The sequence below is a fragment of the Stenotrophomonas sp. YJH_SMC_29 genome (genome assembly GCF_059371235.1).
Map to the genome: position 1 here is coordinate 214871 of NZ_JCAFUK010000005.1, position 12990 is coordinate 227860.

14 protein-coding genes and 1 tRNA gene are annotated in these 12990 nt (G+C 68.9%); 7 read left to right on the forward strand and 8 right to left on the reverse strand.

Features of this window, described 5'->3' with window-relative positions; genetic code table 11:
* Nucleotides 1-71 precede the first annotated feature (71 nt).
* Together rpmF and AC5P9I_RS08205 are read right to left on the reverse strand one after the other, a co-directional pair.
* Nucleotides 72-266, reverse strand: coding sequence for a 50S ribosomal protein L32 (gene rpmF / locus AC5P9I_RS08200; RefSeq protein ID WP_005408308.1), 195 nt, complete (start codon nt 264-266; stop codon nt 72-74).
* A 107-nt stretch (nt 267-373) separates the two neighbouring features.
* Nucleotides 374-883, reverse strand: a complete 510-nt coding sequence (locus AC5P9I_RS08205) for a YceD family protein (protein ID WP_049471056.1) — start codon at nt 881-883, stop codon at nt 374-376.
* Nucleotides 884-996: 113 nt separating this feature from the next.
* Between AC5P9I_RS08205 and AC5P9I_RS08210 the strand changes: the two genes are divergently transcribed.
* Nucleotides 997-1566 carry a Maf family protein gene (locus tag AC5P9I_RS08210; RefSeq protein ID WP_049471055.1) on the forward strand — a complete coding sequence of 190 codons (570 nt, stop codon included), beginning with the start codon at nt 997-999 and terminating at the stop codon, nt 1564-1566.
* A gap of 45 nt (nt 1567-1611) precedes the next feature.
* Here AC5P9I_RS08210 and AC5P9I_RS08215 read toward each other — a convergent pair whose 3' ends face one another.
* Nucleotides 1612-3447 (reverse strand): glycosyltransferase family 39 protein, encoded by a 1836-nt coding sequence (locus tag AC5P9I_RS08215; protein WP_130768429.1) that lies wholly within the window; start codon nt 3445-3447, stop codon nt 1612-1614.
* Nucleotides 3448-3489: 42 nt separating this feature from the next.
* Between AC5P9I_RS08215 and AC5P9I_RS08220 the strand changes: the two genes are divergently transcribed.
* From AC5P9I_RS08220 to AC5P9I_RS08235, 4 genes are read left to right on the forward strand one after another with little or no spacing between them, the layout of a single operon-like run.
* Nucleotides 3490-4443 carry an AAA family ATPase gene (locus AC5P9I_RS08220; RefSeq protein WP_130768467.1) on the forward strand — a complete coding sequence of 318 codons (954 nt, stop codon included), beginning with the start codon at nt 3490-3492 and terminating at the stop codon, nt 4441-4443.
* A gap of 23 nt (nt 4444-4466) precedes the next feature.
* Entirely contained in the window at nt 4467-5390 is a 924-nt protein-coding gene (locus tag AC5P9I_RS08225; protein ID WP_049471050.1) for a DUF58 domain-containing protein, read from the forward strand.
* Nucleotides 5383-7332, forward strand: coding sequence for a transglutaminase TgpA family protein (locus tag AC5P9I_RS08230; RefSeq protein WP_130768430.1), 1950 nt, complete (start codon nt 5383-5385; stop codon nt 7330-7332). The genes AC5P9I_RS08225 and AC5P9I_RS08230 overlap by 8 nt, the downstream gene beginning before the upstream one ends.
* Entirely contained in the window at nt 7329-7856 is a 528-nt protein-coding gene (locus AC5P9I_RS08235; protein WP_014036182.1) for a Slp family lipoprotein, read from the forward strand. Before AC5P9I_RS08230 ends, AC5P9I_RS08235 begins: the two co-directional genes overlap by 4 nt.
* 109 nt (nt 7857-7965) lie before the next feature.
* Here AC5P9I_RS08235 and AC5P9I_RS08240 read toward each other — a convergent pair whose 3' ends face one another.
* The 4 genes from AC5P9I_RS08240 to dnaX form a co-directional block, all read right to left on the reverse strand.
* On the reverse strand, nt 7966-8325 hold the full coding sequence (locus AC5P9I_RS08240) for a histidine triad nucleotide-binding protein (RefSeq protein WP_005408300.1): 360 nt from the start codon (nt 8323-8325) through the stop codon (nt 7966-7968).
* Between the two features lie 67 nt (nt 8326-8392).
* Nucleotides 8393-8992, reverse strand: coding sequence for a recombination mediator RecR (recR, locus tag AC5P9I_RS08245; RefSeq protein ID WP_005415496.1), 600 nt, complete (start codon nt 8990-8992; stop codon nt 8393-8395).
* A gap of 82 nt (nt 8993-9074) precedes the next feature.
* Nucleotides 9075-9395, reverse strand: coding sequence for a YbaB/EbfC family nucleoid-associated protein (locus AC5P9I_RS08250; RefSeq protein ID WP_019659509.1), 321 nt, complete (start codon nt 9393-9395; stop codon nt 9075-9077).
* 6 nt (nt 9396-9401) lie between these two features.
* The gene (gene dnaX / locus AC5P9I_RS08255; protein ID WP_049471068.1) at nt 9402-11411 is read right to left on the reverse strand and encodes a DNA polymerase III subunit gamma/tau; all 2010 of its coding nucleotides are present in this window, start codon (nt 11409-11411) and stop codon (nt 9402-9404) included.
* Between the two features lie 161 nt (nt 11412-11572).
* Here dnaX and AC5P9I_RS08260 point away from each other — a divergent pair.
* A tRNA-Ser gene (locus AC5P9I_RS08260) sits at nt 11573-11665 on the forward strand.
* Nucleotides 11666-11805: 140 nt separating this feature from the next.
* On the opposite strand, the gene AC5P9I_RS08265 is transcribed toward AC5P9I_RS08260, so the two are convergent.
* Entirely contained in the window at nt 11806-12180 is a 375-nt protein-coding gene (locus AC5P9I_RS08265; RefSeq protein WP_049471081.1) for a DUF3592 domain-containing protein, read from the reverse strand.
* 350 nt (nt 12181-12530) lie between these two features.
* On the opposite strand from AC5P9I_RS08265, the gene AC5P9I_RS08270 reads away from it, so the two are divergent.
* On the forward strand, nt 12531-12974 hold the full coding sequence (locus tag AC5P9I_RS08270) for a GNAT family N-acetyltransferase (RefSeq protein WP_049471080.1): 444 nt from the start codon (nt 12531-12533) through the stop codon (nt 12972-12974).
* Nucleotides 12975-12990: the final 16 nt, after the last annotated feature.

Here is a 12990-nt window from a genome sequence, read left to right on the forward strand (position 1 = left end):
CCGCCGATCACCGGCACGCCCGGGAAAGAAGGCAAAGGCCGCTGCCCGGAGGCAGCGGCCTTCCCGGCACATCAATCTTCTTCGACGGCCGAGGTCTTGGTCTGGATGACCTTCTTGCCGCGGTAGAAACCATCGGCAGTGATGTGGTGACGCAGATGCACTTCGCCGGTGGTCGGGTCGGTCGACAGCTGCTTGGCGCTCAGGGCGTCATGCGAACGGCGCTGGCCGCGGCGGGACGGGGTAACACGGGATTTCTGCACAGCCATGGGATTGCTCCAAACTCGGTTCGTTTTGCTTCGTCGTATCGTCGCGCAGGACGCCAGCGCCCAGCACACTTTCGCTTTCGCCGCAGCCGCCGACGACAATCCGGCTGCTATTGTTTCTTCAGTGCCGCCAACGCCGCGAACGGGTTGGCCTTCTTCGTTTCTTCTTCGCTCGGTGCCCAGTCCTTGTCGACTGCTTCACCGTCGGGCGACAGCGGCACCACAGGCACCGCCAGCACCAGCTCGTCCTCGACCAGGTCCAGCGGACGCAGCTGGCCGTCTTCCGGCACCAGCAACGCCTCGTATTCCTCCGGCAGGGACGATTCCTCGTCCTCGTCGCGGATCAGGCCAAGCCTCTGGGTCACCTTCACCGGCAACAGGAATCGCTGCATGCTGCGCTGACAGGTCAGCGGCAACGCGGTGTCGATGGTCAGTTCCACATAGGATACCCGCAAGACGTCGTCGCGACCGAATTCAAGCGAGTAGACACACTCGCCGTCGGTATCTGCGACCAACCCTTGCAGGCGGGTCAATTCAGCCAGGGGCACCTGACCGTCGAAGCGCCTTCGCGCTACAACCATCCGCCAGGCATCCAGCGTTTCGGGCACGTTCGCGGACATAAGCCGCTGAATACTAAGGATCGCGGTGTCTGCTGTCAAATGCCTGCCCTGCAGGACTTGCCGCGGGCGGCGCAGGCGGGCCAGACTGCCGCGCCCTGCCCCGGTATTGTCACATGCCACTGGTCCTGGCCTCCACCTCCCGCTACCGCCGCGAACTGCTGCAACGGCTGGGCCTGCCCTTCGACTGCGCACGCCCGGACGTGGATGAAACCCCGTTGAACGGCGAAGCTCCGCTGGCGCTGGCCACGCGCCTGGCGGCCGCCAAGACCGCCGATGTGGCCGCCCACCATCCGGGCGCCTGGGTGATCGGCTCGGACCAGGTGGCCGACCTGAACGGCCAGCCGCTGGGCAAGCCGGGCACGGCCGAGGCCGCCTGTGCGCAGCTGGCGGCGATGTCCGGGCAAACCGTGCGCTTTCACACGGCAATCAGTCTCAGGCGCGATGGAGAATCCTTCGCCGCAGTGGATCTGACCGAAGTACGCTTCCGCGCGCTGGACCCGCTGGAGATCGCCCGCTATGTCGCCGCCGAGCAACCACTGGACTGCGCCGGCAGCTTCAAGTGCGAGGGCCTGGGCATCAGCCTGTTCGAGGCGATCGACAACCGCGACCCGACCGCGCTGGTCGGCCTGCCGCTGATCGCGCTGTGCAGGCTGCTGCGCAGGGCCGGATTCGCGGTGCCGTGAACGGTAGAGCCGAGCATCGGCACGGCTCGACAGGACCAGAGGACCTCAGCGCACCTCGAACGGCTGCTCCTGCCACGCCTCCACGCTGCCATCGCGCCCGTACAGGCGCAGGCCGAGCCAATGCCGCCCCGGTGCCAGCGTGGCGGTATCCAGCGAGGCATCAAAGCCCACCGACGGATGCTGCGGGTCGGTACTGCCCGGCCAGGCGGGGCGGACGTCGAACACGCGCCCGTAGCGCGCATCACCGATCGGGCGGCCGTCAACCAGCACTTCGACGCGTGCCAGGCCGACGCCATCCTTGAAGGCCCAGCCCTTGATCGCCAGCGTTCCGGAAACCGCCTGACCATTGGACGGCGCATCCAGCCACGCCATCGCCGGCGTCACGCACGGCCCCGGGGCACGCTGCGCCGGCAACCGGAACAACAGGAACCGCTGGAAACCATGGTCGCTGCTGACCACGCGCGGCGCGGGCAACGGTCCGACCTGCTCGCAGATGGTGTGATAGCGCGCCAGCAGATCGCGGTAGCGCTGGTCGCTGGGTGACAGCACCAGCAACATCGGCGTATTGCGCGGGCCTTCGTGCAGCAGGTTCCACTGCGCCAGCTGTGCGGTTCGCCCATGCTTGTCATTGAGCGGATGCGGCAACACCTGGATATCACCGTCACCCAGCTGGAAGCCCAGTTCGGCACCGACCTTGAAGTTGCCCGCCAGGACACGCGTGCCGGGCGGCATCTGGCGCAGCTCGTCGCGCACCGCCACGGCCAGCGGTTGCCAGCCGGCGAAGTTGCGCGGGTAGTACTTGCTGCCCGCCATCTGCTCGCGCAGCGCCGGCGTGGACGCCATCAGGTAGTAGCCGAAGGCCAGCACGGTACCCGCCGCCGCCAGCCACCAGCCGGTACGGCGCAGCCAGCGCGGCCAGCCATTGAGCACCACAGGCACCGCCACCAGCAGTGCCAGGTAGCCCGGCAGCGGCCAGTGGAAACTGATGCGTTCGACATCGGTGAAGAAACCCAGCAGGAAAATGCCCGCCGTCGATACACCGCCCACCAGGCCGAAGTAGCGCCACTGCACCCGCGCGCCGCCGCCGCTGCGGGTGCCGGCCAGCGCGACCTTCCACATCGCGATGCACAGGATCGGCGTGACCAGCATCGGCTGGATCACCAGGAACCACAGTCCCTCCCACTCGAACGCCCACGGGTGGCGCTCCACCACCTGGAACTTCAGGCCGGCATCATGGTTGTCCGCGTTCCAGGCCAGCAGCGGCAGCCAGGCCAGCACACCCACCGCCAGCGCCACCCATACGCGCGGATCGGCCAGCATGCGACGCCCCTGCGGCAACGCCAGCAGCGCGATGAACCCGACGCCGATGACACCGATGAAGCGGTAGTGGCTGAGCGCACCGATCAGCAGGCCCAGCGCCAGCTTCATCGCCGATGATGCATCCACGCTGTGCAGCAGGCGTGCGCCGGCGTGCAGGCAGATCACTGCGGCCAGCGCCATGGGCACGTCCGGCACCGCCAGCAGGCCCAGCGTGGCCGACAGCGGCATCAGCAGGGTCAGGCTGCCCGCCTGCCACCCGGCAACGTTGCCGAACCAGCGTGTGGCGATGCGCACCACCAGCAACGGCAACAGCGCACCGATGGCCAGGAACGGCAATCGCAATGCGAGTACGTGATGACCGCCGATCTCCACACCCAGGCGTGCCAGCCAGGCGGTCAGCCCCGGCAGATCGGAATAGGCAGCGGCCAGATGCTGGCCTTCCTGCCAGTAGAACGCTTCGTCGACGAACAGCGGCAGGCGCGCAGCCACCACCAGCTTGGCCGCTGTGACCAGCGTCCACAACCAGAGAAATATCGTCCGCGCGCGCTGTTCGCCTTGCATTGCTCTATGGATAATCGAATGGATTCCAGACCTGAGACGATCATGCCAGCCTCGTCCCCCAATCCCAGCATGCTAACCGATCAACTGCGCCAGGCCCTGCGGGAGGCACAGGATCAGGTGAACGCACTGGTGCTGGGCAAGGTGCCGGAAGTCAGGCTGGCCTTTGTCGCCCTGCTTTCCGGCGGCCACCTGCTCATCGAGGATCTGCCTGGCCTGGGCAAGACCACGCTCGCGCATGCGCTGGCCAGCAGCCTCGGCCTCAGCTTCCAGCGCGTGCAGTTCACCTCCGACCTGTTGCCGGCCGATGTGCTTGGCGTATCGGTGTACGAGGCCGGCAGCCGCCAGTTCCAGTTCCATCCCGGCCCGGTGTTCACCAACGTGCTGCTGGCCGATGAAATCAACCGCGCACCGCCGCGCACGCAGAGCGCGTTGCTGGAGGCGATGGCCGAGCAGCAGGTCACCCTGGACGGACAGACGCATCCGCTGCCCGATCCGTTCTTCGTCATCGCCACGCAGAACCCGGTCGACCTGTCCGGCACCTTCCCGTTGCCGGATTCGCAGCTGGACCGTTTCCTGCTGCGCCTGGCAATGGGCTACCCGAGCGCGCAGGCCGAGCGCGAACTGCTGCGTGGCAGCGATCGCCGCGACCTGATCGCGCGCGCGGTGCCGAAGCTGGACGACACCCAGGTGCGTGCGTTGCGTGAAGCGGTTGGCCAGGTGCACGCCAGCGACGCGCTGGTCGACTACGTGCAGGCGCTGCTGACCCGCAGCCGCCAGCATGCCGGGGTCCGCGTGGGCCTGTCGCCGCGTGCCGGGCTGGCCCTGCTGCGCGCCGCCAGGGCGCACGCGCTGCTGCTCGGCCGCGGGCACGTGGTTCCCGAGGACGTGCAGACCCTGTTCGTGGCGGTGGCCGGCCATCGCCTGGTGGCCGAGGCCGAATCCAGTTCCGGGCCGGCACTGGCGCGCGCGATCCTGCAGACCGTCGCGGTGGACTGAAGGTGGCCACTCGCTGGGCACGCATGCAGCTGCTGGCACGCCCACGCAGGCCCGAAGCCCTGCCGCAGCGACTGGATCGCCATCGCATCTATGTACTGCCGACGCGCTTCGGCCTGTTCGTAGCCACCCTGCTGTCAGCGATGTTGCTGGGCGCACTGAACTACAACAACAACCCGGCCCTGCTGCTGGCGCTGCTGTTGGCCGCAGCGGCGATCGCCAGCGCCATCGCCGCGCACCTGCAGCTGTCCGGCCTGCAGATCGATGCAATCTCCGCCGAACCGGTACCGGCCGGGCAGCCGCTGCGCCTGCGCGTGGACCTTTCGCTGCGCGACCCGCGCGCGCGCCATGGGCTGCACCTGCAGCTGGCGGGAAGCGAGGCCTGGGTCGCGCTGCCGGCGCAGGGTCGCGGCGAAGTGGAGCTGGATGTCCCCAGCGAGCGCCGCGGCTGGCTGGAACTGCCCCGCATCCGCCTGTCCAGTACGCAACCGCTGGGGCTGGTGCGCGCGTGGTCGTGGGTGTGGCCGGAACAGCCGCTGCTGGTTTACCCGCTGGCCGAGGCCCAGGCACCGCCCCTCCCGGAAAGTGGCAGCGATCCCCTGCACACCCGCGCCCACGCCACGGGCGAAGAGCTGCATCAGCTGCGCCCCTATCGTGCCGGCGACGCCCCGCGCAGCATTGCCTGGAAGCACTCGGCACGCCGTGACAGCCTGCTGGTGCGCGAGTACGAGAAGCCGATCGGCATCGAAGTGGTACTGGACTGGCGCACGCTGGCGCCGCTGGCGCATGAGGCGCGCATCGCGCGGCTGGCACGCTGGGTCGACATGGCCGAGCGCGAGGGCCGGCGCTACACACTGCTGCTTCCGGCGCATCCGCCATTGGGTCCCGGCCAAGGCGCCAGCCACCACCACCTGTGCCTGCGCGCGCTGGCGTTGATGCCCCATGACTGAGCCCGCCGTCCTGCTTGATCGCAACGCCCGCAGCTGGACCCTGGCCAGCGCTGCGCTCGCGCTGTTGCCGCTGCTGCTGCAGCTGCCACCGGTGCTCGCCCTGGTGATCGCGATCGCCGCCGTACTGACCGCGGCACTCGCGTGGCGGCGGGTGCTGCCGATGCCGGTGCGCCTGCTGCTGGTACTGGCCATGCTGGCAACGATCGTCTGGCAGATGGGCATGGTGCGGCCGGGGCGTGACACCGGCTGTGCGCTGCTGGCGGCGATGCTGGCGATCAAATCCAGCGAACTGCGCAACCTGCGCGATGCACGCAGCCTGCTGGGGTTCGCACTGTTCTCGCCGTTCGCGGCCTTCCTGCTCGACCAGGGGCCGCTGACCACGGGGCTGGCGGCGCTGGCCGCCGTTGTCGCGCTGTTGGCCCTGCAGCGCCTGGCCCAGGACGAAGGCCGCAGCCCACGCCAGCCACTGCGTGGACAACTGCGTGGTGTCGGCCGCTTGCTGGGCATCGGCCTGCCGCTGGCACTGGCCTGCTTCTGGCTGTTCCCGCGCTTGTCCACGCCGTTGTGGGGCGTGCCCGAACGGGCGGTGGGCACGCCGGGCCTGGCCGACAGCATGGCACCGGACCAGTGGCTGGACCTGATGGCCGACGACACCCCGGCGCTGCGCGTGCAGTTCTTCGGCGCGGTACCCGAGCCCGCGCAGCGCTATTGGCGCGGCCCGGTGCTGACCTCCTTCGATGGCCACCGCTGGAGCCGCGACCACGCCGCGGCCCGGCGGTCCGCTCCCGTGGTCCAGGCGGCGGCACCGGGATGGGACTACCAGATCGACTACGAGCCTACCGACCGTCGCCTGCTGGTGGCACTGGACCTGCCCAGCCGCGCACCGGAGGGCAGCAGCTTCGATGCCGACATGAGCCTGCGCAGCGACCGCACGCTGTCCGCGCTCAGCCGCTGGCGGCTGCATTCGGCGCCACCGCAACGGTTCGACACCGATCTTTCGCCCTATCTGCGCCGCGCCGCGTTGCAGCTTCCGCCGGGCTTCAATCCACGTACCGCCCAGCTCGCACGGCAATGGCGGCAGGAGGCTGGCAACGATGACGAGGCCATCGTCCGTCGCGCGCTGCAGTGGATCACCCGCGATTTCTCCTACACGCTCGATGCCCCGGTGGCCGGGCGCGATCCGGTCGACGATTTCCTGTTCAACTACAAGGCCGGCTTCTGCCAGCACTTCAGCTCGGCCTTCGTGGTGCTGATGCGCAACGCCGGCATTCCGGCCCGGGTGGTGACCGGCTTCGCCGGCGGCACCCGCAACCGCATCGGCGACTACTGGGTGGTGAGGCGCATGGATGCCCACGCCTGGGCCGAAGTCTGGCTGCCACAACGCGGCTGGGTCCGGGTCGACCCGACCGCGGCCGTGGCGCCGGAGCGCATCCTGGACACGCTGGACGACCGCCTGCAGGCCGGTACCGATACCCCGCTGCAGCAGCGCTGGCTGCAGCTGGGGCAGATGGGCGACTGGCTGCGCCGCGGCTGGAACGACCTGGTGCTGTCCTTCGACGCGCGCCGCCAGCAGCAGCTGCTCAAGCCATTCGGGCTGGATGACCTCGGGCCGGCGCAGCTGGTGGCTGGCCTGGTGGTGGCCGCGCTGCTGGCGCTGGCGTGGATGGCCTGGCTGCTGGCCCGCGGCGAGCGCGAACGCGACCCGCTGCTGCGCGCCTGGCACCGGCTGGGTCGGCGGTATGCGCGCCTCGGGCTGGCTCGCGAGCCCTGCGAGACCGCGCGGGACTGGGCACGGCGGGTGCACGCCCGGCACCCCGATCCGGCCCTGCTCGCGCTCAGCCAGCGTTTCGCCGACGCGCGCTACGCTGGAACTTGCACCGACCTCGCTTCATTATTGCGGGACCTGCGCAGGCATCGCCCGACTTCCGGAGCCTCCCCATGAACACCAAGTTCCTCCTCACCGCTGTGGCCACGCTGGCCCTGTCGGCCTGCGCCACGGCCCCCAAGCCGCTGCAGGGACAGTTCAGCCTGGTTTCCCCGCGCGACTCGGTCGCCACCCAGCAGGTCGGCACGCCGGTCCGATGGGGCGGCCGCATCATCGAAACCAAGCCCGGCCAGGGCGAGACCTGCTTCCAGATGATCTCGCGCCCGCTCAACGCCAGTGGCCGCCCGAACACCACCTCGTCCGACGCCAGCGATGGCCGCTTCATTGCCTGCCGCGCCGGTTTCTACGACCCGGCCGTGTTTGAAGCCGGCCGCGACGTGACCTTCATCGGCAAGATCGACGGCTACCAGAACACCCGCATCGGCGAGTACGACTATCGCCTGCCGAAGCTGTCGGCCGATGTGATCTACCTGTGGCCGGAACAGCGCCAGGTCGATGTGGTGCCCTACCCTTACGGCCCGTGGGGCCCGGGCCCGTATGGCCCGTACTGGGGCGGCTATGGCCGCTGGGGCTGGTGGTGATCTGATCGCCAACGGCCACGCGTGATCGGAAAAGGCCGCCTTCGGGCGGCTTTTTTTCATCCGTGCATGGCGTGGCTCTGGTGCGGGGCAAGGGCGGAGGCCGGGCGCATCAGCGCCCCGGCGCGCCGAAATGGCCCAGCGGGGCACCCGCCAACAGGTGCATGTGGATGTGGAACACGGTCTGCCCGGCATGCTCGCGGCAGTTCATCACGATGCGGTAGCCGTCCTGCGCGAACCCTTCGCGGCGCGCATATTCGGCGGCAGCCAGGGCAAGCTTGCCGATCAGGTGCGCCTGCGATGGCTGCAGGTCGTCCAGGGTCGGGATGATCTCGTTCTTCGGAATGAACAGGACGTGCACCGGCGCCTGCGGTGCGATGTCCTTGAAACCGAGCACCTCGTCATCCTCATAGACGATGGTGGCCGGGATCTCGCGACGGATGATCTTGCTGAAGAGGGTTTCGTTGCTCATGGTCGGCCTCGGCGGGAGTGTCTTCCGCATTGTAGGCCGGTCGCGCCGGTCGCTGCCCGGCGCCTGCTCAATCGCGGAATTCGCTGCGCGTTCCGAACGCGTGCGACAGCGTGCCGCGGTCAACGTATTCAAGCTCGCCGCCCAGCGGCAGGCCCTGTGCCAGCCGGCTGGGCTGCACCTTGCGCGCGCGCGCCAGCTGCGCAAGGTAGTGCGCGGTGGCTTCGCCTTCGACGGTGGCACTGGTGGCGATGATCAGCTCCTGCACCTCACCTTCGGCCAGCCGTTGTTCCAGCTGCTCCAGGCCCAGCTCGCGCGGGCCGACGCCATCGAGCGGCGACAGCCGGCCCTGCAGCACGAAGTAGACACCGCGGAAGCCGGTGGCGTTTTCGATGGCCAGGCGGTCGGCCGGCGATTCGACCACGCACAGCTGGCTGCGCTCGCGGCTGCTGTTGGCGCAGGTCGGGCACAGCTCGGTTTCGCTGAAGTCGCGGCACTGCGCGCAGTGGCCGATGCGCTCCACCGCCAGGGCCAGCGTCTCGGCCAGGCGCTGGCCACCTTCGCGCTCGCGTTCGAGCAGGTGGTAGGCCATGCGCTGTGCGGTCTTCTGGCCTACGCCAGGCAGCACCCGCAGCGCGTCGATCAATTGTTCAAGCAGGGGTGCGGACACGGCGGCGTGCTTTCATGGCGTCGAGCAAGCTCGACGGCTACAGATTCCGTGGCACCCGCTTGCACGGGTGCCACACTGGCAATCAGAACGGCAGCTTCATGCCCGGCGGCAGCTGCATGCCGGCGGTGGCCGAACCCATCTTCGACTTCGACTCGGCGTCGATCTTGTTCGAGGCATCGTTGAAGGCGGCGGCGATCAGGTCTTCCAGCATCTCCGGGTCGCTGGTCAGCGACGGGTCGATGCGCACCTTGCGGCATTCCTTGGCACCGGTCAGGGTCACGCTGACCATGCCGCCGCCGGCGCTGCCGGTCACTTCGATCCGGGCGATTTCTTCCTGGGCCTTCTGCAGGTTTTCCTGCATCTTCTGGGCCTGCTGCATCAGTTGGGCGATGTTTCCGCGCATGGTGTCTTACTCGTCAAAAGAACGGATGGAATCGGAAACAACCCGCGCGCCGTGCTGTTGGATCAGCACCTGCACTTCCGGGTCGTCCATGAAAACGGCCTCTGCCACCTGCTGCCGCTCGCCACGCTGGCGGTCGGCCCGCTGATGCAGGGTCTCGGCCGGAACGTGTTCGGTTTCCACGGTCTCGACCACGATCTTCGGCGCCTGGCCGAGGGCCTTCTGCAGCATCTCGCCGAGGGCAGCCAGCGCGCGCTCCGAGCGCAGGTATTCAAATCCGGGCGAAAGGCCCAGTTTCAAGGTCCCGTGCTGGCAGCTGATGAACGCGGCGTTGGCAGCCAGCTGCCGCGAGGGGCCGCTGAGGCCACTGGTGGCCACCAGGTCCAGCCAGTCTTCGGCAGTGGCCAGCTCGCTGACACCGTCCGGCGGCGCGACATCACGCACCGGGGCCGGTTCGACCGGCGCAATGGCAATGCCTTCGGCGCGGAACGGACGCTCCGGCCGCGCAGGCTCGCCAGCGACTGCGGCGGGAGCCGGAGGCTCATGCCAGGGCGCGACCATGGCGGCGTCCGGGCCCGCCATCTCTGCGGCCAGCGCCTCATCACGCGCCTCCGCGTCCTGGGTGGCCCACGGTGGCAGGTCGTCGCTTGCCGCCTCCGCCTTCACTGGCGGCGGCGACTCGGGTTCCTCCACCGGAACCGGCTCGGGCTCAGGCGTCGGATCCGGCTCCGGCTGCGGGGCCGGCTCCGGTTCGGGATCAGGTTCGCGCGGAACGGCCTGTACCGGAGCGGCCACCTGCGCCGCCACGGCCGGGCTGGCCGAAGCAGCGGCAGCGGCCGGCGTCGCTTCGTGGCTACCGGCACCGCCGCCGCCACCGGCAGCGTTGCCACCTGCCGTGCCGCCCGCCGCACCGTCGATCGCCTTCGGCACCGGCGGTACCGCTGCGGCCGGACGGAACGCCAGCATGCGCAGCACCGCCATCTCGAAGCCCGCGCGCGGGCTCGGTGCCAGCGGCAGGTCGCGACGGCCGTTCAGGGCCATCTGGTACCAGAGCTGCACCACTTCCGGGCGCAGGCGCTCGGCGAATGCCGCCACATCCAGGCCTTCCGCAACAGCGGCGCCCGGCACCAGCTGCTGCACCTGGATGCGGTGCAGCCCTTCGGCCAGCGCTTCCAGCACGCCACTCCAGTCCGGCGAGAACTCGGCCAGCGCCGCGACCACCTGCAGCAGCCGCGGGCCATCGCCGGCGGCCAGCGCATCCAGCATCGCCGCCACCTGGGTGCGGTCCACGGTGCCCAGCATGGTGCGCACCACGTCCTCGCGCAGCGCGCCGCCGGCATAGGCGATCGCCTGGTCCAGCAGCGACAGGCCATCGCGCAGGCTGCCGTCAGCGGCCTTGGCCAGCTGCACGATGGCACTGCCGTCGGCCTCGATCGCTTCGGCCGCCAGGATGCGGGTCATCTGGCCCTGGATCTGGTCTTCATCCAGGCGCTTGAGGTTGAACTGCAGGCAGCGGCTGAGCACGGTGACCGGCAGCTTCTGCGGATCGGTGGTGGCCAGCAGGAACTTGACGTGCTCCGGTGGCTCTTCCAGCGTCTTCAGCAGCGCGTTGAACGCCGCCTTGGACAGCATGTGCACTTCGTCGATCAGGTAGACCTTGTACTTGCCGCGCGAGGGCATGTACTGCGCGTTCTCGATCACCTCGCGCACGTCGTCCACGCCGGTGTTGGACGCGGCGTCGATTTCCAGCAGGTCGATGTAGCGGCCGGCGTCGATGTCCAGGCAGGCTGCACACTGGCCGCAGGGGTCGGCGCTGGTGCCCTGCTCGCAGTTCAGCGACTTGGCGAAGATGCGCGCGATGGTGGTCTTGCCCACGCCGCGGGTGCCGGTGAACAGGAACGCGTGGTGGACCCGGCCGCTGTCCAGCGCATTGCTGAGCGCACGGACCACGTGTTCCTGGCCCACCAGCTCGGCAAAACGCTTCGGACGCCACTTGCGGGCAAGGACGAGATAGGACATCAGGCCACCGTTTTCCATCGGATGTTCCATTGTGCCATGCCTGTCCAGCCCCCTCGCCAACATCGCCCCCGGAGGTGTTGCCTGGCCAGGGTGCTTGTGTCCGGCCGCGCCGCCCGCTAGAATCTGCGCCCCTGCTGAGGCGTTTGCCGATGGCAGGATCCGGAGAGGTGTCCGAGTGGTTGAAGGAGCACGCCTGGAAAGTGTGTAAGCGTCTAAACCGCGCTTCGGGGGTTCGAATCCCCCTCTCTCCGCCAGATAAATGAAGAAGCCGCCCCTTGGGCGGCTTTTTTATTGGGCTGGCGGGAAGCGCCGCAGGTACTACCGGACTGAACAGGCCCTGCCGCCGTGGCCGGTCCAACGGCCCGCCCGCCGACGCCGCGCGATCCGCCGCGAGTCATCTGCGCCGGAGCAGTCCGCGCACGCAGGCGCCGACGAACGCCAGCCCCAGCAGCACCCACACGACCGTCATTCCCCACAGCGCACCGAACGTATCCAGGACCGGCTCCAGCCGCGGTTGCGCCGGGTCGTACAGCACGCGTACCGGCTGCCCGGGCTCATAGCCGAAGATCATGCCGCCCTGCGGGTACGAGACGCGTTGGCCGGTCGCGGTGGTGAACGCGACCTGCGGATGCGATCCGCCGGCGTTCAGGCGCTCGACCTGGCCATCAACGGCCTGCGCGACTTGCAGGAACTCAAGGCGATGCGTCACCTCGAAGGCGGCCACGGCAAGGATCAACAGACCCACCGTGCCAAACAGCAGGCCGCGCATGATCGGGGCAGGCCGGAAAAAAGAAGGTTCGGGCATCGCTGGGCAGCTCCGTTGCAGGCGGGAACACGAATGGGGCCGGCGGATCCTGCCGCGCGGTCAGTCCCACGTGTCGACAGCATAGCCCAGAAGCCATCGCGCCCCACTGCACGCCATCGCGACCGGATGCGCCTCGCCATTGCCCGCCACCGACGCACCCGCCTGGTAAAGGCGCCTGCGTTCCGCACGGTCATTCGAGCGGGGAGACGTCAGCTGTAAAAGGATCGGCATCGCTCCATGTACCCTGGAACGCTTCGCCCCCTCCCAACGCCTGGACGGTTGAAATGCAGCCGGGCAATTCCATGGCCTTTCCCATGAACCTCCGCCTCTACCGCCGCGCAGATGCCCGCGCCTGCCTGTCGATGTTCGACAGCAACGTGCCCACCTACTTCGCGCCCGAAGAGCGCAGCGACTTTGAACGCTTCCTGCGCGAACAGGCCGTGGACTGCGCATTCCAGGTCATCGAGCGCGACGGCAGCATCGTGGCCTGTGGCGGCCTGTCGCGACGCGGCGACAGCAGTGCCGGCTTCTGCTGGGGCATGGTGCAGCGCGCGCTGCACCGGCAGGGACTGGGCCGCGAACTGGCGCTGGCTCGCCTGCGCCAGGCCGAAGCGGATCCCTCGATCAAGCGCATCACGCTCAGCACCAGCCAGCACACCCAGGGCTTCTATGCTGGCCTGGGCTTCCAGGTGACGCGGATCGTGTCCAATGGCCACGGCGCCGGGATCGACGCCGTGGAGATGGAGCGGAGGGTCTAGCCCTCCGCCCGCTCTG

Excerpts from the sequence above, each read along its gene's own strand:
- AC5P9I_RS08250 (WP_019659509.1), bottom strand. The coding sequence starts at position 9,395 with ATGCGCGGAAACATCGCCCAACTGATGCAGCAGGCCCAGAAGATGCAG.
- AC5P9I_RS08235 (WP_014036182.1), top strand. The coding sequence starts at position 7,329 with ATGAACACCAAGTTCCTCCTCACCGCTGTGGCCACGCTGGCCCTGTCG.
- AC5P9I_RS08265 (WP_049471081.1), bottom strand. The coding sequence starts at position 12,180 with ATGCGCGGCCTGCTGTTTGGCACGGTGGGTCTGTTGATCCTTGCCGTG.
- AC5P9I_RS08220 (WP_130768467.1), top strand. The coding sequence starts at position 3,490 with ATGCCAGCCTCGTCCCCCAATCCCAGCATGCTAACCGATCAACTGCGC.
- dnaX (WP_049471068.1), bottom strand. The coding sequence starts at position 11,411 with ATGTCCTATCTCGTCCTTGCCCGCAAGTGGCGTCCGAAGCGTTTTGCC.
- AC5P9I_RS08205 (WP_049471056.1), bottom strand. The coding sequence starts at position 883 with ATGTCCGCGAACGTGCCCGAAACGCTGGATGCCTGGCGGATGGTTGTA.
- AC5P9I_RS08270 (WP_049471080.1), top strand. The coding sequence starts at position 12,531 with ATGAACCTCCGCCTCTACCGCCGCGCAGATGCCCGCGCCTGCCTGTCG.
- AC5P9I_RS08215 (WP_130768429.1), bottom strand. The coding sequence starts at position 3,447 with ATGCAAGGCGAACAGCGCGCGCGGACGATATTTCTCTGGTTGTGGACG.
- AC5P9I_RS08210 (WP_049471055.1), top strand. The coding sequence starts at position 997 with ATGCCACTGGTCCTGGCCTCCACCTCCCGCTACCGCCGCGAACTGCTG.
- AC5P9I_RS08225 (WP_049471050.1), top strand. The coding sequence starts at position 4,467 with ATGCAGCTGCTGGCACGCCCACGCAGGCCCGAAGCCCTGCCGCAGCGA.
- AC5P9I_RS08240 (WP_005408300.1), bottom strand. The coding sequence starts at position 8,325 with ATGAGCAACGAAACCCTCTTCAGCAAGATCATCCGTCGCGAGATCCCG.
- rpmF (WP_005408308.1), bottom strand. The coding sequence starts at position 266 with ATGGCTGTGCAGAAATCCCGTGTTACCCCGTCCCGCCGCGGCCAGCGC.
- AC5P9I_RS08230 (WP_130768430.1), top strand. The coding sequence starts at position 5,383 with ATGACTGAGCCCGCCGTCCTGCTTGATCGCAACGCCCGCAGCTGGACC.